This window comes from Aeromicrobium flavum, from assembly GCF_007992115.1.
Taxonomy (GTDB): domain Bacteria; phylum Actinomycetota; class Actinomycetes; order Propionibacteriales; family Nocardioidaceae; genus Aeromicrobium; species Aeromicrobium flavum.
Genome location: NZ_BJZQ01000021.1, coordinates 1 through 16,488, shown reverse-complemented (window position 1 = coordinate 16,488; position 16,488 = coordinate 1). Strand labels below are relative to the sequence as shown.

At 71.1% G+C, this 16,488-nt stretch carries 15 protein-coding genes; 7 read left to right on the top strand and 8 right to left on the bottom strand.

The window, feature by feature from the left end:
• Window positions 1-1,446 carry an argininosuccinate synthase gene (gene argG / locus AFL01nite_RS14315; RefSeq protein WP_146828553.1) on the bottom strand — a complete coding sequence of 482 codons (1,446 nt, stop codon included), beginning with the start codon at window positions 1,444-1,446 and terminating at the stop codon, window positions 1-3.
• 73 nt (window positions 1,447-1,519) lie between these two features.
• Here argG and AFL01nite_RS14310 point away from each other — a divergent pair, with 73 nt between their 5' ends.
• Window positions 1,520-3,322, top strand: a complete 1,803-nt coding sequence (locus AFL01nite_RS14310; protein ID WP_146828551.1) for a DUF2207 domain-containing protein — start codon at window positions 1,520-1,522, stop codon at window positions 3,320-3,322.
• 70 nt (window positions 3,323-3,392) lie between these two features.
• The gene (locus tag AFL01nite_RS14305) at window positions 3,393-3,950 is read left to right on the top strand and encodes a LemA family protein (protein ID WP_186813967.1); all 558 of its coding nucleotides are present in this window, start codon (window positions 3,393-3,395) and stop codon (window positions 3,948-3,950) included.
• Window positions 3,951-4,155: 205 nt separating this feature from the next.
• Here the strand turns inward: AFL01nite_RS14305 and AFL01nite_RS14300 are convergent, their stop codons facing one another.
• Window positions 4,156-5,250, bottom strand: a complete 1,095-nt coding sequence (locus AFL01nite_RS14300; RefSeq protein ID WP_146828549.1) for a branched-chain amino acid aminotransferase — start codon at window positions 5,248-5,250, stop codon at window positions 4,156-4,158.
• A 43-nt stretch (window positions 5,251-5,293) separates the two neighbouring features.
• Window positions 5,294-6,352, bottom strand: coding sequence for a 3-isopropylmalate dehydrogenase (locus AFL01nite_RS14295; RefSeq protein ID WP_146828547.1), 1,059 nt, complete (start codon window positions 6,350-6,352; stop codon window positions 5,294-5,296).
• Window positions 6,353-6,841: 489 nt separating this feature from the next.
• Here AFL01nite_RS14295 and AFL01nite_RS14290 point away from each other — a divergent pair, with 489 nt between their 5' ends.
• Together AFL01nite_RS14290 and AFL01nite_RS14285 are read left to right on the top strand one after the other, a co-directional pair.
• On the top strand, window positions 6,842-7,405 hold the full coding sequence (locus tag AFL01nite_RS14290; RefSeq protein ID WP_146828546.1) for an O-methyltransferase: 564 nt from the start codon (window positions 6,842-6,844) through the stop codon (window positions 7,403-7,405).
• Between the two features lie 83 nt (window positions 7,406-7,488).
• Window positions 7,489-7,929 (top strand): aromatic ring-opening dioxygenase LigA, encoded by a 441-nt coding sequence (locus tag AFL01nite_RS14285; protein WP_146828544.1) that lies wholly within the window; start codon window positions 7,489-7,491, stop codon window positions 7,927-7,929.
• A 10-nt stretch (window positions 7,930-7,939) separates the two neighbouring features.
• Here the strand turns inward: AFL01nite_RS14285 and yczE are convergent, their stop codons facing one another.
• Together yczE and AFL01nite_RS15380 are read right to left on the bottom strand one after the other, a co-directional pair.
• The gene (yczE, locus tag AFL01nite_RS14280; RefSeq protein ID WP_146828542.1) at window positions 7,940-8,542 is read right to left on the bottom strand and encodes a membrane protein YczE; all 603 of its coding nucleotides are present in this window, start codon (window positions 8,540-8,542) and stop codon (window positions 7,940-7,942) included.
• Window positions 8,539-8,706 carry a hypothetical protein gene (locus AFL01nite_RS15380; RefSeq protein ID WP_186813966.1) on the bottom strand — a complete coding sequence of 56 codons (168 nt, stop codon included), beginning with the start codon at window positions 8,704-8,706 and terminating at the stop codon, window positions 8,539-8,541. The genes yczE and AFL01nite_RS15380 overlap by 4 nt, the downstream gene beginning before the upstream one ends.
• A 24-nt stretch (window positions 8,707-8,730) precedes the next feature.
• Between AFL01nite_RS15380 and yczR the strand changes: the two genes are divergently transcribed.
• From yczR to AFL01nite_RS14265, 3 genes are all read left to right on the top strand, one after another.
• Window positions 8,731-10,176, top strand: a complete 1,446-nt coding sequence (gene yczR / locus AFL01nite_RS14275; protein WP_186813965.1) for a MocR-like transcription factor YczR — start codon at window positions 8,731-8,733, stop codon at window positions 10,174-10,176.
• Window positions 10,177-10,281: 105 nt separating this feature from the next.
• Window positions 10,282-11,772: an APC family permease gene (locus AFL01nite_RS14270; RefSeq protein WP_146828538.1), complete on the top strand. Its 1,491-nt coding sequence runs from the start codon at window positions 10,282-10,284 to the stop codon at window positions 11,770-11,772.
• Window positions 11,769-12,680, top strand: a complete 912-nt coding sequence (locus AFL01nite_RS14265) for a universal stress protein (RefSeq protein ID WP_186813964.1) — start codon at window positions 11,769-11,771, stop codon at window positions 12,678-12,680. Before AFL01nite_RS14270 ends, AFL01nite_RS14265 begins: the two co-directional genes overlap by 4 nt.
• 64 nt (window positions 12,681-12,744) lie before the next feature.
• On the opposite strand, the gene ilvC is transcribed toward AFL01nite_RS14265, so the two are convergent.
• The 3 genes from ilvC to AFL01nite_RS14250 form a co-directional block, all read right to left on the bottom strand.
• Window positions 12,745-13,770 (bottom strand): ketol-acid reductoisomerase, encoded by a 1,026-nt coding sequence (gene ilvC, locus AFL01nite_RS14260; RefSeq protein WP_146828535.1) that lies wholly within the window; start codon window positions 13,768-13,770, stop codon window positions 12,745-12,747.
• 66 nt (window positions 13,771-13,836) lie between these two features.
• On the bottom strand, window positions 13,837-14,382 hold the full coding sequence (gene ilvN, locus AFL01nite_RS14255; RefSeq protein ID WP_146828533.1) for an acetolactate synthase small subunit: 546 nt from the start codon (window positions 14,380-14,382) through the stop codon (window positions 13,837-13,839).
• On the bottom strand, window positions 14,382-16,157 hold the full coding sequence (locus AFL01nite_RS14250; RefSeq protein WP_222593547.1) for an acetolactate synthase large subunit: 1,776 nt from the start codon (window positions 16,155-16,157) through the stop codon (window positions 14,382-14,384). The genes ilvN and AFL01nite_RS14250 overlap by 1 nt, the downstream gene beginning before the upstream one ends.
• Between the last annotated feature and the right edge of the window lie 331 nt (window positions 16,158-16,488).

The window sequence follows — 16,488 nt, the reverse complement described above, 5'->3', positions numbered from 1 at the left end:
TCAGTCCGTCCCGAACTCCATCGCGGCGGCCTCGAGCGCGCCCTCAGCCAATGCCGCAGCCTCGTCGCCCTCGATCGAGGGGTTCGCCTCGATCCGCATGGCGCCGCCGGCCGGCAGCTCACCGAAGAGCGTGCCGTTTTCGACGAGCACCTGGCCCTGGTCGAGCGGCTGCGAGGCGTACATCTCGAGCTTGGCGCGCGAGTCGGCGATGTCGAGGTTGCGCATCGTCAGCTGGCCGATCCGGTCGACCGGGCCGAAGGCGGCGTTCTCGGTGCGCTCCATCGAGAGCTTGTCGGGGTGGTACGAGAAGTTCTGGCCCTGGGTGTCGAGGATCGAGTAGTCCTCGCCCCGCCGCAGCCGCAGCGTCACGTCGCCGCTGACGAGCGAGGCGATCCAGCGCTGGATCGACTCGCGCAGCATCATCGCCTGCGGGTCGAGCCACCGGCCCTCGTACATGAGCCGGCCGAGCCGCCGCCCGTGGGCGTGGTGGTTCGCGATCGTGTCCTCGTTGTGCACCGCGTTGAGCAGCCGCTCGTAGGCGATCCACAGCAGGGCCATGCCCGGGGCCTCGTAGATGCCCCGGCTCTTCGCCTCGATGATCCGGTTCTCGATCTGGTCGGACATGCCCAGGCCGTGCCGGCCGCCGATCGCGTTGGCCTCGTGCACGAGGGCCACCGGGTCGTCGAACCGGGTGCCGTTGATCGCGACGGGGTAGCCCTCCTCGAACGTGATCGTGACGTCCTCGGTGGCGATCTCGACCGCGGGGTCCCAGAACTTCACGCCCATGATCGGGTCGACCGTCTCGAGCGAGACGTCGAGGTGCTCCAGGGTCTTGGCCTCGTGGGTGGCGCCCCAGATGTTGGCGTCGGTGGAGTAGGCCTTCTCCTGGCTGTCCCGGTAGGGCAGCCCATGGTCGGTGAGCCACTGGCTCATCTCGGTGCGGCCGCCCAACTCGTGGACGAAGTCGGCGTCGAGCCAGGGCTTGTAGATGCGCAGCTCGGGGTTGGCCAGCAGGCCGTAGCGGTAGAACCGCTCGATGTCGTTGCCCTTGAAGGTCGACCCGTCGCCCCAGATGTTGACGCCGTCCTCCTTCATGGCGCGCACGAGCAGCGTGCCGGTGACGGCGCGGCCGAGCGGCGTGGTGTTGAAGTAGGTGCGTCCCGCCGACCGGATGTGGAAGGCGCCGCAGGCGAGCGCGGCCAGACCCTCGTCGACGAGCGGGCGCTTGCAGTCGATCGACCGCGCCAGCTCGGCGCCGTACTCCATCGCGCGGCCGGGGACGCCGGAGATGTCCGGCTCGTCGTACTGACCGAGATCGGCCGTGTAGGTGCAGGGGACGGCGCCCTTGTCGCGCATCCACGCGACGGCGACGGAGGTGTCGAGACCGCCGGAGAACGCGATGCCGACGCGCTCGCCGACGGGGAGACTGGTGAGGACCTTGGACATGTGGAACATTCTTGCACACCGCTGCAAGTGTTTGCAGCCGGGGGTCCGGACGCGCTGCCCTAGTATCCCCCGCATGACCCGTCTCGTGCTGCGCCTCGTGACCGCGATCATCCTGGTGGGGCTGCTCGTCGTCCCGGCGCTCGCGACGATGGTGGACGACACCACCACCGGCGTCGCCGATCCGGTGACGATCACGTCCTACCGCGCCGCGTACGACGTCGACGAGGACGGCACGCTGCGGGCCACCGAGACGATCACGGCCGACTTCCCGTGGGGCCGGCACGGCATCTTCCGCTACTGGGACCTGGCCGACCGCGCCGACCACACCGTCCGGTACCGCCCGAAGGACGTCAGCATCCGGCTCGACGGCGACTCGGTGCCCGTCGAGCGGCTGTGGGAGCAGGGGCGGCGCTTCCGCATGGCGAAGATCGGCAGCGCCAGCGACTACCTCTCCCCCGGTCCGCACACCTACACGATCAGCTACCGCATCGACGGCGTCCTCGCGCCGAACCCCGAGCGGGTGGCGGACGCCAACGCCAGCTGGACCGGCGGCGACAGCGACCGCTCGGAGTTCGTGTGGCAGGTCGTCGCCGCGGGCTGGAGCATGCCCATCCGCTCCGCCGACATCACCATCGACCTGCCGGAGACCACCGACCGACTCGAGTGCTCGATCGGCGACGGCCGGTCCTGCACCGTCGCGGGAGCCGGCACCCCGTCGCTGCGCATCACCGCCGCCGACCTCCCTCCGAACACCTCGGTCCTCGTGCGCGCCGCGATGGACTCCCCCGCCCCGGAGCGCGCCCACGTGCCGTGGTCGATCGGCTGGGACCGGCTGTTCGGCACGTCGCTCGCCCCGTTCGTCGTGGCGCTGCTGCTCGCGGCCGTCGCCTTCGGGATCGGCTACCTCCTCGACCGCTGGTCCCGCGAGCGCCGGCCCGGACTGCCCGTGCTCTTCGAGCCGCCGGAGGGCCTGGGCCCGGTGCAGGCCGCGTACATCGTCGACGAGCGCGTCCCGCGCCGCGCCCTCACCGCGACGCTGCTGCACCTGGCCGAGCAGGGACACGTCACCCTCCGCGAGAGCGGCAGCGGCTGGAACGTCAAGAGCACGATGACCAACGAGGCGTGGGACACGCTCGATCCGGTCGCGCGTCACGTCGTCTCGGGCCTCGGACTGCGCGGCACGAACGGGTCGCTCTTCGCGGCGAACGGCTCGGCCGCCTCGGGCAAGAAGCTGTCCCAGGTGAAGGCGGCCATCCCCGGGGTGACGAAGGCGTGGGCCGAGACGACCGGCGCCGTGGTCCCCGCTCGCCGTGAGTGGACCTGGCGCGTGCTGTTCGGCCTCGCCGTGCTCGTGGTGTTCGCCGGGACGGTCGTCGGCCTGACCGGCCTGTACCTGATCCCGTTCGCCGCCTTCGCGGTCGGCGTCGTCGGCGTGCTCATGCCGGGCGCCGGCACGCGGCGCACGGCCGCGGGTCGCGAGCTGTGGTCGCGCGCCGGCGGGTTCGAGCGCTTCCTCGGCACCGACGCCTCGCAGGACCGCTTCGACTTCAGCGGTCGCGAGCAGCTCTACACGGCCTACATCCCCTACGCGGTCGCCTTCGGCGTCGCCGACCGCTGGGCCCGCAAGTACGAGGTCGCCACGGGACAGGCGGCGCCGAGCCCGCTCTGGTACCCGGTCGCCGTGCACACCGGGGCGCCGGGTGGCTTCGGCGGCGGCGGTGACGCCTTCGACAGCTTCGAGCGCGCCGTCTCGAGCTCGATCAGCGCCTACAGCGCCACCCAAGCGTCGTCCTCCTCCGGAGGGGGCGGCGGCGGAGGTGGCGGCGGCGGGTTCAGCGGCGGCGGTGGTGGCGGCGGAGGCGGCGGGTCGTGGTGACGCGCGCCACCGGCACCCGCCCCTCGCGCGCCAGTAGAGTTCCGACCACCCCACGACCCCGGAGGTTCCCGTGCTGATCTGGATCATCGTCGCGATCGTCGTCGCCCTCGTGCTGTTCGGCGTCGTCGCGTTCAACCGCCTCCGCACCGCCGACATCGGCGCCCAGGAGGCGCTCGGCGGCATCGACGTCCAGCTGACCCGCCGCGCCGACCTCATCCCCAACCTGGTCACCACGGTCAAGGGCTACGCCGAGCACGAGCGCGGGGTGTTCGAGGAGGTCACCGCCGCTCGCACCGGCGTCACCCAGGCCGCCGGCTCCGGCTCGGTCGAGCAGCGCGCCGCCGCCGAGGGTCGGCTCGACCGGGCCCTCGTCGACGTCATGGCCGTGGCCGAGGCGTACCCCGACCTCAAGGCCTCGGCGAACTTCCAGCAGCTGCAGTCCGAGCTGAGCGACACCGAGGACAAGCTCTCGTTCGCGCGCCAGTACTACAACGACGCGGTGCGCCGACTCAACGAGCTGGTCCGCACCATCCCGTGGCTGTTCTTCACCGGCGTCGCCGGCGTGAAGGAGCGCCCGTTCTACGACGCGCCCGCCGGCCAGGACGTCCCGCCGACCGTGCAGTTCTGAGGCGGTGAGTGTGGTCCCACCGGAACCGCCGTGGTGGGACTCAGCTCACCGCCGTCGACGCCCGTGCGGGTCGGGGAGGTCCCGCGGCCCAGTTCGACACGCCGGCTGGCATCGTGATCAAGACGGGGTCGAAGGTCCGCGAGTCAGGACCGTCGGCGGTTCGAAGTGCCCCGAGTCGTCGACCCGGGGCACTCGTGCGTGTGAGTCAGAGGGCGCGCGTCATCCAGCCGTGGCGGTCCTCGGCGCGGCCGTACTGGATGTCGACCAGGGCCGCGCGGATGTCGGCGGTGACCTTGCCCGACTCGCCCTCGGCGCTGACGACCTCGCCGCCGTCCCACTTGAGTTTGCCGACCGGGGTGACGACCGCGGCCGTGCCGCAGGCGAAGACCTCGGTGATCGTGCCGTCGGCGACCCCGTCGCGCCAGTCGTCGATCGAGACCCGGCGCTCGATGACCTCGTGACCGAGGTCCTTCGCGATGGCCAGGATCGAGTCGCGCGTGACGCCCTCGAGGATCGAGCCGCTCAGCTCGGGCGTGACGATCGAGCCGTCGGCCTGGACGAAGTAGAGGTTCATGCCGCCGAGCTCCTCGACCCACCGGTGCTCGACGGAGTCGAGGAAGGCCACCTGCGCGCAGCCGTGGGCCGAGGCCTCCTGCTGCGGGAGCAGGCTGGCGGCGTAGTTGCCGCCGCACTTGGCCGCGCCCGTGCCACCGGCACCCGCGCGGCTGTACTCGCTGGAGAGCCAGATGTCGACGGGCTTGACGCCCTCGGCGAAGTAGGCGCCGGCCGGCGAGGCGATCACCGAGTAGGTGACGTGCTGGCTGGGCCGGACGCCGAGGAAGACCTCCGAGGCGAACATGAACGGGCGCAGGTAGAGGCTGCGCTCCTCGCCCGTGGGCACCCACTCGCGATCGGCCTCGATGAGCGCCTTGACCGAGCCGATGAACCACTCGACCGGCAGCTCCGGCAGCGCGAGGCGGTGCGCCGAGCGCTGCATGCGGGCGGCATTCGCCTCGGGACGGAACAGCCACACCGAGCCGTCGGCGTGGGTGTAGGCCTTGAGGCCCTCGAAGATCTCCTGCGCGTAGTGCAGGACCGCCGTGGCCGGGTCGAGGGACAGCGGGCCGTACGGGACGACGCGGGCGTCGTGCCAGTCCTGCTCGGGCGTCCACTCGGCCAGGAACATGTGGTCGGTGAAGTAGTTGCCGAAGCCGGGGTCGGTCAGGATCCCGGCACGGTCGGCGGCGCTGCGCGCGTTCGGATTGGCTTCGATCCTCGGTGAGAACGCGGGGGTGGTCATGCCGGACACGATAGTCCTTTCGAGATGGATGGAGGTGGGGTCGTCAGGCGACCGGTACCTCCGCGGCCACCCGCTCGGCGATGGCCTCCCCCACCTCCTGCGTCGACCGCGGCTGACCCTGACGGGCAGCGATGTCGGCCTCGACGGCCGCGGTGATGCGCTGGGCCTCGGCGGCGTGGCCGAGGTGCTCCAGCAGCAGGCCCGCCGAGAGGATCGCGGCGGTGGGATCGGCCTTCGACTGACCCGCGATGTCGGGCGCCGAGCCATGGACCGGCTCGAACATGCTGGGCGACGAGCGATCGGGGTTGACGTTGCCGCTCGCGGCCAGGCCGATGCCACCGGTGATGGCGGCGGCGAGATCGGTGAGGATGTCGCCGAACAGGTTGTCGGTGACGATGACGTCGAACCGGCTCGGGTCGGTGGCCAGGAAGATCGTGGCGGCGTCGACGTGCAGGTAGTCGACGGTGACGTCGGGGAACTCCGCGCCGACGGCCTCGACCGTGCGGCTCCAGAGGTGACCGGCGTGCACGAGCACGTTGTTCTTGTGCACGAGCGTCAGCTTGCGGCGCGGCCGGGCCTGGGCCCGGGCGAACGCGTCACGGACGACCCGCTCGACGCCGAAGGCGGTGTTGAGGCTGACCTCGGTGGCGACCTCGTGCGGCGTGCCCACGCGGATCGCGCCGCCGTTGCCGACGTACGGTCCCTCGGTGCCCTCGCGGACGACCACGAAGTCGATCTCGCCCGGGTCAGCCAACGGCGTGGGGACGCCGGGGAACAGCTTCGACGGGCGCAGGTTGACGTAGTGGTCGAGCTCGAAGCGCAGCCGCAGAAGCAGGCCGCGCTCCAGCACGCCCGACGGCACCGACGGGTCGCCGACGGCGCCCAGCAGGATCGCGTCGTGCCCGCGGATCTCCTCGAGCACGCTGTCGGGCAGGGTCTCGCCCGTGGCGTGCCAGCGGCGGGCGCCGAGGTCGTAGGCCGTCCGGTCGAACGTCAGCCCCGCATCGGCGGCGACGACGTCGAGAACCTTCAGGGCCTGGTCGGTGACCTCGGGGCCGATGCCGTCACCGGCAACGACCGCGAGCGAGTAAGTGCTGGTCATGAGTCCATCCTAGAACTGCCGATCTCAGATGCTGAAACGAGGGTCTCGCGATCCGGTCAGTTGTCCTCGGGGACGCCGTCGAACTCCGCGCTGTCGTCGCGCAGGTGTGCCGGTCCCCATTCGATGGCGATGGTCGGGTCGAACATGATGGCTCCTCTGATGCAGTGGCGGGGGGTGTCGTGCGGGATCCGACGGGACCGACGACCCTGCGGGGCCACGAGCTGAGACGGGTGACGTCGATCAGCGATTTCAGAGGAGGAGAACCAGGTCCTGGTCCAGAACATCTGCTGCAGAGTCGTCGAGCCAACGCCGAAACTCCGCGGCAGGTGTGGCCCTAGGAGGTCCTGCCGCGGCAAGCGATGAGTACGAGCTGCTTCCGCATGGCGGTGAGCCTACCCGTCGACGGGGGTCACGGGAAGCACCTCGTGACACGTGTCTCACCCCGTGAGCGTCCCGCCTGTCCCGGCAGCACCGTGGAACACTGGTCGGATGAGCGCACCGGCCGAGGTTCCCGATCTGGTTGCCCGCGCGTTGGACTTGTCCCGGCGCCGTGGCTTCATCACCTCGACCCGCAGCGAGACCGGCCGCCTGCTGGCCACGCTGGCCGCCTCGCGCACCGGCACGCTCGCCGAGCTGGGCACCGGCTGCGGCGTCGGCTCGGCCTGGCTGTCCAGCGGTGCTCCTAAGGGCGCTCACATCGTCACGGCCGAGCTCGACCCCGGCCTGTCGAAGGACGTGCAGGGCATCTTCCACGACGCCGAGAACGTCGAGGTCACGTGCGGCGACTGGACCGTGCTCGAGCAGTACGCCCCGTTCTCCCTGCTGTTCGTCGACGTGCGCGACGTGATGGCGAGCATCGACGTCCTGGCCGACCTCCTCGAGCCGGGCGGCATCGCCGTGCTCGACGACTTCGTCCCGTCGCCGTTCTGGCCGCCGATCGTCGACGGCCAGGTCGACACCGTGCGCGAGCAGTGGCTCACCGACGAGCGCTTCGCCGCGGTCGAGATGCTGATCGACCCCGACGCCAGCCTCATCATCGCCACGCGTCGCTGAGGCCGGGTCCGACCCCTGACCCCTTCGGTCGCCTAGGGTCGGCCCAAGCGGGCTCTCCGAGGCCCCGACGGAAGGAAGACGTCATGTCCGATCCGACCACCACCCACACCCACGCACCGCGCGCCAAGGGCGTACGCCTCGTGGGACTGCTCTCGATGCTGTCCGGCCTGCTGCTGATCATCGCCGGCGCCGTCACCTGGTACGTCGTCACCGACGAGCTCAACGCCCAGAACATCACCGTGGCCGAGGACGCCGACTGGTTCGCCGGCGAGAAGGTCCAGGGGCCGCTGACCGCCTACTCCCAGGCGGAGATCATCGACAAGCACGCCCTCGAGTCGACGGGCGGGAAGACCTACGCCGAGCTCGACCGGGAGGACCCGCTGCGCGAGGTGGCGATGAACGCGTCGTTCCTGCGCGCCTCGCTGTTCACCTCGGTCGTGGCCTACGGCGTGGCCCTGTTCGCGATGGGCATGGGCCTGCTGTGGATCCTGCTGGGCTGGTCGCTGCGCAAGCTGGCCCCCTGACCTGAGGGCGTCACGCCTCGGCCGGCTCGGCGGCCGGGACGTGGCGCGCCTCGAACCAAGGCAGGAAGAGCTGCACGAGCGGTCCGATCGTCAGCGCGTAGATCACGGTGCCGACGCCGACGGTGCCGCCCAGCAGGAAGCCGGTCACGAGCACGACGATCTCGAGGGTCGTGCGCACCAGCCGCACGCTGAGTCCGGTGCGACGGACGATGCCCGTCCACAGCCCGTCGCGCGGGCCGGTCCCGAGTCCGGCACCGACGTACATCGCGCCCGCGATGCCGTTGCCGACCACCCCGGCCACCAGCAGCGCGATCCCGGGGGCCAGCCCGTCGGCGGGCGGGAGGATCGCCAGCGTCACGTCCGCCGCCACGCCGATGACGATCACGTTGAGCACCGTGCCGATGCCCGGGCGCTGGCGCAGCGGGATCCACAGCAGCAGCAGGAGCGCACCCACCACGATCACCACCTGCCCGAACGTGAGCGGCACATGGCGCGTGAGCCCCTCGTGGAACACGTCCCACGGGTCGAGTCCCAGGCCGGCGCGGACGAGGAACGCCATCGTCGCGCCGTACAGCCACAGGCCGACGAGCAGCTGGACCAACCGCCGCGTCATGGCCGCGGCGCCGGTCGCCTGGCGAGGGGCGCGGTGGGCACGCGACGCAGGCCGTCGCGACGGACCGTCCGCACCGTCGCCACGATCCCCCAGATGCTGAGGGCGGCCAGGATCATCCACAGGAGCACCTCTTCAGGATGACGACGATTGGACTTGGATTCCATGGCCAATCCTGCCAAGGTGGCCACATGAACCGCGCAGCGCCCCTCTCCGCCCGGCGCCTCGCCGCGATCGTGGGGTCCTGGGAGGCGGGCGGTGGGCCCGCCTACCGCCGCCTGGCGCTGCGCATCCGCACCGCCGTGATGGACGGTCGGATCACGTCCGGCACCCGCCTGCCCAGCGAGCGCAGCCTGGCCGAGGCCACTGGCCTGAGCCGGACCACCACCACCCGCGCCTACGAGGTGCTCCGCGAGGACGGACTGGTCCGCACGCGGCAGGGATCGGGCACCGTGGTGCAGCTGCCGGTCGGTGTCGCCGGGTCCACGAGCATGCTGGCGCGACCGGACCATCCGGACGGGATCGCCCTCACCGCCGCCGCGTCGGAGGCGCCGGCCGGCTTCTCCGACCTCGTGCAGCGCGCGATGGCGGGCCTGCCCGCGATCCTGGCGACGGACGGCTACCTGCCCGACGGGCTCCCGGTGCTGCGCGAGCGGCTCGCGGCCCGGTACGCGCGTCACGGCCTGCCGACCGACCCCGACCAGATCGTGGTGACCACCGGCGCGCAGAACGCGCTCTCGCTCCTGGTGTCCGTGCTGGTGCGGCCCGGTGGCCGCGTCCTGGTCGAGGGCTGCGGCTACCCGCACGCGTTCGACATGCTCGAGCAGGCCAAGGCACGGCCCGTGCCGCTGCCCGTCGCCGAGACGCCCTGGCCCCTCGACGACGTCGCCCGGCTCGCCCCCGCCGTGCGCGTCGCGCTGCTGGTGCCCGACTTCCACAACCCGACGGGGGCCTCGATGACCTCGCAGGCGCGTGCCGAGGTCGCCCACGCCCTGACCAGCTCCGCGGTCACGACGATCATCGACGAGACCCTGCGGGACGTGAACGTGTCCGGCATCGAGCAGGCCGAGCACTACGGCGTGCACCACCGCGACGCGATCCTCGTCGGCTCGGTCGCGAAGTCGCTCTGGGGCGGCCTGCGGATCGGCTGGATCCGCGCGCCGCGTGACCTGGTCCCCGCGCTCATCCAGGCGCGCATGGTGCGCGACCTCGGCACGGCGGCTCTCGACCAGCTCGTCGTCGCCACGGCCCTCGAGGACGGCGACATGGACCTGCGCGCCCGTACCGCCGACCTGCGCGAGCGCCGCGACCGGCTGCTGGACGCCGTGGCGCGTGAGCTGCCGGACTGGACCGTCAACCGGCCCGACGGCGGGCTCTCGGTGTGGGCCCGACTGCCCGCTCCCCTGAGCTCGGCGCTGACGGCGGTCGCCCGCGACGAGGGCCTGACCCTGACGCCCGGCCCGCGCTTCTTCCCGACGGCGCCCGCGCTCGGCGAGCGGCACCTGCGCCTGCCCTTCGCGCTGCCGCCGGAGCAGCTCGAGGAAGCCGTGACCCGACTGGCGCGCGCGTGGGGCCGCGTGGCCGCCGGGCAGACCGGCGGCGCGAGCGCGCCGGCCGCGGTGAACCTCATCGCCTGACCGACGTGATCGTGCCCACGGCCGCTGCTGTTGCGAGCCCTGCGCACCTCCCGCAAAGTGCTGTGCAGGTGTCGCCCCGCCGGGTGGCCGGACCGGAGGAGCACCATGGATGTCCTGAGGAAGAAGAGCGTCGACGACGTCATCCACCAGAACGACGACCCGGCGGACGGGGTCGAGAGCAAGGACCACCTGAAGAAGCACCTCTCGGCGGTCGACCTGATCGGCTTCGGGATCGGCATCGTCATCGGCACGGGCATCTTCACGCTGACCGGCCTGCAGGCGAAGGACAACGCCGGGCCCGCCGTGACGATCTCGTTCCTCATCGCCGGCGCCGTGGCCCTGCTGGCGGCCCTCTGCTACGCCGAGCTGGCGTCCGCGGTGCCCACCGCCGGCAGCTCGTACACCTACAGCTACACGACGATCGGCGAGATCTTCGCCTGGATCATCGCGTGGGACCTCATCCTCGAGTTCGCGCTCGGCTCGGCGGTCGTGGCGCGCGGCTGGTCCGGCTACGTGGCGGGCGTGTTCGACCTGCCGGAGAAGTGGTTCGCCGAGGAGGGCTCGGTCGTCAACGTCGGCGCGATCTTCATCGTGCTGCTGCTCGGGTTCGTGGCGATGCGCGGCATCCGCGAGTCGGCGTGGGTGACCAACGGGCTCGTCGTCATCAAGGTCCTGGTGTGCGTGTTCGTCATCGCCGTCGGCGCGTTCTACGTCAAGACCGGCAACCTCGTCCCGTTCATCCCCGACTCGGAGCCGCCGGCGGGCGACTCTGGCACCAGCGGGCTACACGCGCCGCTGTGGCAGTTCGTCTCCGGGGTCGAGCCCGCGACGTACGGCATCACCGGCATCTTCGTGGCGGCCGCCGTCGTGTTCTTCGCGTACTCCGGCTTCGAGGCCGTCGCCAACCTCGGCGAGGAGACCAAGAACCCCAAGCGCGACATGCCGCTGGGCCTGCTGGGCACGCTGGCGATCTGCACCCTGCTCTACGTCGGCGTCTGCCTCGTGCTGACCGGCATGGTCGACTACTCCAAGCTCTCCGAGGGCGACGCCGTGGCCGACGTCTTCGACCAGGTCGGCCTCGAGTGGGCGGGCATCCTGATCGGCGTGGCGGCGATTGCCGGCCTGACCTCGGTGATCCTCGTCGACCTGGTGGCGATGCCCCGCATCGGCTTCGCGCTGGCCCGCGACGGCCTGCTGCCCGAGGTCTTCCGCCGCATCCACCCGACCTGGGGCACGCCCGTGCTGATGACCGGCCTCACCATCGTGGCCGTGGCGCTGCTGGCGGGCTTCATCCCGATCTCGGTCCTGGCCGAGATGGTCAGCATCGGCACCCTGTTCGCCTTCGTCGTCGTCGCGATCGCCGTGATCGTCCTGCGCCGGACGCAGCCGGACATGAACCGCCCGTTCCGCACCCCGTGGGTGCCGTTCCTGCCGATCGTCACCGTCGCCTCGTGCGTCGGCCTGATGGCGAGCCTGAAGGTCGACACCTGGCTGCGGTTCGTGGTGTGGCTGCTGCTGGGCTTCGTCGTGTACTTCGCCTACGGGTACCGCCACTCGAAGCTGGGCCAGGCCGCTGCGGCCAAGGAGGCGGCGTGAGCATCGTCGTCGGATTCGGCAGCGACACGCGTAGCACCGCGGCGCTCGACCTCGCCGCCGAGATCGCGCACACGACGAACGAGGAGATCGTCCTGGTCAGCGTCGTGCAGGACAGCTGGGACTCGCTGCGCGACTTCGCCGGCGTCGACGACGAGTGGCGCCGCCAGGTGCGGGGCCAGGCGGCAGAGGCGCTGGATGCCGCCAACGCCCACCTGGGCGAGCACGAGGCCACCAGCCGCATCCGCACGGGGCGCTCGGTGCCCCAGAGCCTGCTGGAGGAGACCCGCGAGCTCGGCGCACGGCTCGTCGTCACCGGCTCGGCCACGCACGGCGCCCTCGGCCGGATCGCATTCGGAAGCACCAACGACCGGCTCGCCCACAGCGCCGAGACGCCGGTGGCGATCGCCCCGCGTGGCTACGTGGCGCACCCGCAGGGCATCGAGCGGCTCGTCGTGGCCGTCGACCCGACCGCGTCGGACGAGGCCCTCGCCCAGCCGGTGGCCGACCTCGCCACGTGGCTCGGCGTGCCGGTCGAGATCGTGACGTTCGCCGTGCGCAGCGGCTCGCGCAGCGCGATGGCCACCTTCGCCGACCAGGGCACGCGGCGCGCCTGGAGCGAACTGGTCCGCGAGCACCAGCTGCGCCTGGCGGAGCGCATCCGCGAGATCGCACCGGAGATCGTCGTCAGCACGGTGCAGGTGCTCACGGGCGAGCGGTGGTCGCTGGCGCTGGAGTCGTACGGGTGGCGCGGCGGCGACCTCCTGGCCGTCGGCTCGAGCCAGCACGGACCCGCGGCGCGCGTCTTCGTCGGCTCGACCGCCACGCGGATCGTCAACCACAGCCCGGTGCCGGTCGTGCTCCTCCCCCGGCCCACCCCCGCACGGACGTCCCGCCTCAGGAAGCGCTGAGCGCGACGCCCCGCCCGACCCGGAGGTCGAGGGGACGCCGCGCTCGGCGTGAGGTGGTGCCGCGTCAGCGAGCGGCGCTGCCCTCGGTGTAGTCGTCGTCGGACTGCTTCCACGAGAAGTGCGACCGCAGCGTCTTGCCGGTGGCCTCGATCGGGTGACCGGCCTCCTTCTCGCGCAGCTCGAGGAACTCCTTGCCGCCGTTGTCCTGGTCGGCGATGAAGCGCTCGGCGAAGGCGCCGGACTGGATGTCGCCCAGGACCTGCACCATGCGCTCCTTGACGCCGGCGTCGATGACGCGCGGCCCGGAGACGTAGTCGCCGTACTCGGCGGTGTCGGAGATGCTCCAGCGCTGCTTGGCGATGCCGCCCTCCCACATGAGGTCGACGATGAGCTTGAGCTCGTGCAGCACCTCGAAGTAGGCGATCTCGGGCTGGTAGCCGGCCTCGGTCAGCGTCTCGAACCCGGCCTGGACCAGGTGGGACACGCCACCGCACAGGACGGCCTGCTCGCCGAAGAGGTCCGTCTCGGTCTCCTCGGTGAACGTCGTCTTGATGACGCCGGCGCGCGTGCCGCCGATGCCCTTGGCGTACGACAGCGCGAGGTCCCAGGCGTGCCCGGAGGCGTCCTGCTCGACCGCGATGATGTCGGGGATGCCGCGGCCGGCGACGAACTCACGACGCACGGTGTGGCCGGGGGCCTTCGGGGCGACCATGATGACGTCGACGCCCTCGGCCGGCTTGATGTAGCCGAAGCGGATGTTGAAGCCGTGGCCGAACACCAGGGTGTCGCCCGTGGTGAGGTTCGGGGCGATCGACTCGGTGTAGACGTGGCGCTGCACCTGGTCGGGCGTGAGGATGACGATGACGTCGGACTCCTCGACTGCCTCGGCGACCGGGAGGACGCGCAGGCCCTCGGCCTCGGCCTTCGCCTTGCTCTTGCTGCCCTCGGCCAGGCCGATGCGGACGTCGACGCCCGAGTCGCGCAGGTTCAGCGCGTGGGCGTGGCCCTGGCTGCCGTAGCCGATCACGGCCACGTTCTTGCCCTGGATCAGGGACAGGTCGGCGTCGTCGTCATAGAACAGTTCAGCCACGATGGGGTTCTCCTTGGTTGGGGGTCTTGAGGCGCAGGGGCGTGCGCCGGCGCGATGGGACGAGGGTCAGACAGCAGCCGAACCCGGCACCGCGGTGCCCGGGACGGTGCGCAGGGTGCGGTCGGTGATCGAGCGCGATCCGCGGCCGATGGCCACGCGGCCGGACTGGACGATCTCGCGGATGCCGAACGGCTCGAGGACGTTGAGCATGGCCGTCAGCTTGCCGGAGTCGCCGGTGGCCTCGATGGTCACCGACTCGGTGGCGACGTCGACGACCTTGGCCCGGAAGAGCTGCACGGTCTCGAGGACCTGACCGCGGGTCTGCTGGTCGGTCTTGACCTTGATCAGCATGAGCTCGCGCTCGACCGAGCTGTCCGAGTCGAGCTCGACGATCTTGAGCACGTTGACGAGCTTGTTGAGCTGCTTGGTGACCTGCTCGAGCGGGAGCTCCTCGACGTTGACGACGATCGTCATGCGCGAGACCTCGGGGATCTCGGTGGGCCCGACGGCGAGGGAGTCGATGTTGAAGCCGCGGCGCATGAACAGGCTCGACACGCGGGCCAGCACGCCGGGGGTGTTCTCCACCAGCACGCTCAGGGTGTGTTGGGGCATCAGAGGTCCTCGTCTTCCCACTCGGGAGCCAGGTCGCGGGCGATCTTGATGTCGTCGTTGCTGGTGCCGGCCGCGACCATGGGCCAGACCATCGCGTCGCGCTCGACGACGAAGTCGATGACGACGGGGACGTCGTTGATGCTCATCGCCTTGGCGATGACCTCGTCGAGGTCGTCCTCGCTCTCGCAGCGCAGGCCGACGCAGCCGTAGGCCTCGGCGAGCTTGACGAAGTCGGGGATACGGCGCGCGCCGATCGACTCCGGACCCGTGTTGAGGTCGGTGTTGGAGTAGCGGCTGTCGTAGAACAGCGTCTGCCACTGGCGCACCATGCCCAGGGACGAGTTGTTGATGACCGCGACCTTGATCGGGATGCCCTCGATGGCGCAGGTGGCCAGCTCCTGGTTGGTCATCTGGAAGCAGCCGTCGCCGTCGATGGCCCACACGACGCGGTCGGGGGCGCCCATCTTGGCGCCCATCGCGGCGGGGACGCCGTAGCCCATGGTTCCGGCGCCGCCGGAGTTGAGCCACTGGCGCGGACGCTCGTACTGCACGAAGTGCGCGGCCCACATCTGGTGCTGGCCGACGCCCGAGGTGTAGACCGCCTCGGGACCGGCGACCGCGTTGATGCGCTCGATGACCGTCTGGGGCGCGAGGCCCTCGGCGGGCTTGTCGTACGCGACCGGGAACTTGGCCTTGACGCCGAGGATGTAGTCGCGCCACGCGGTGTAGTCGCCGGTGAGCTGGTCCTCGTCGCTCTGCTTGCCCAGCGCGCGGATCAGGTCGGCGATGACCTCGCGGGCGTCGCCCACGATCGGCACGTCGGCGGTGCGGTTCTTGCTGATCTCGGCCGGGTCGATGTCGGCGTGGATGACCTTGGCGTCCGGCGCGAAGCTGTCGAGGTTGCCGGTGACGCGGTCGTCGAAGCGGGCGCCGAGCGTGATCAGCAGGTCGGACTTCTGCAGGCCGGCCACCGCGGCGACCGTGCCGTGCATGCCCGGCATGCCCAGGTGCAGCTCGTGCGAGTCGGGGAACGCGCCGCGCGCCATCAGCGTCGTGACGACGGGGATCTGCGTCAGCTCGGCGAGCACCTTCAGCTCGGCCGAGGCGTCGGCCTTGATGACGCCGCCGCCGACGTACAGGATCGGGCGCTTGGCCTCGGCGATGAGCCGGGCGGCCTCGCGCACCTGCTTGTTGTGCGGGCGCGTGGTGGGGCGGTAGCCGGGCAGGGCCAGCTCGTGCGGCCACTGGTAGGTGGTCATGGCCTGCAGGGCGTCCTTGGCGACGTCGACCAGGACCGGGCCCGGACGGCCGGTGGAGGCGATGTGGAAGGCCTCGGCCACGACGCGCGGGATCTCGGCCGGGTCGGTGACGAGGAAACTGTGCTTGGTGATCGGCATCGTGATACCGCGGATGTCGGCCTCCTGGAAGGCGTCCGATCCGATGACGGTGCTGGCAACCTGGCCGGTGACGGCGACGATCGGCACCGAGTCGAGGTACGCGTCGGCGATCGCCGTGACGAGGTTCGTGGCGCCCGGACCGGAGGTGGCCATGCAGACGCCGACCTTGCCGGTGACCATCGCGTAGCCCTGCGCGGCGTGGCCCGCGCCCTGCTCGTGGCGCACCAGCACGTGGCGGATCGAGGAGTCGAACAGCGGGTCGTAGGCGGGCAGGATCGCGCCGCCGGGAATCCCGAAGATGACCTCGACCCCGGCCTGTTCCAGCGATCGGACGAGGCTCTGCGCCCCGGTCATCGTCTCCGGTGCCGTCTCGGTCATCGCCCTACCCGTCTCGTCGGCCGGCCACCCCGTGATCGCAGCCGGTGCTCGGTTCCCCATGGTATTGCCTGCCTCTCGTGGTCCATTCATCGCATGAAAAAACCCCCGGCCGTGAGGCGACGAGGGCAAGACGCGCGGCGTGAGCCGGCGCGTCAGTGGACTACGAGAAGCAGGTGGTGCATGGACCCAGTGTGCTCCGCGGGTGGGCGGTGGTCAAGTTGTGAGACTCCGCGTCCAGCATCTGGACGGGTCGATGACGGCGACTGGGGGAAAGGCAACCAGAGGGCGAGCGCAGCGAGCCAGGCGGGCCCGCAGATTCGCTCAGCGAATC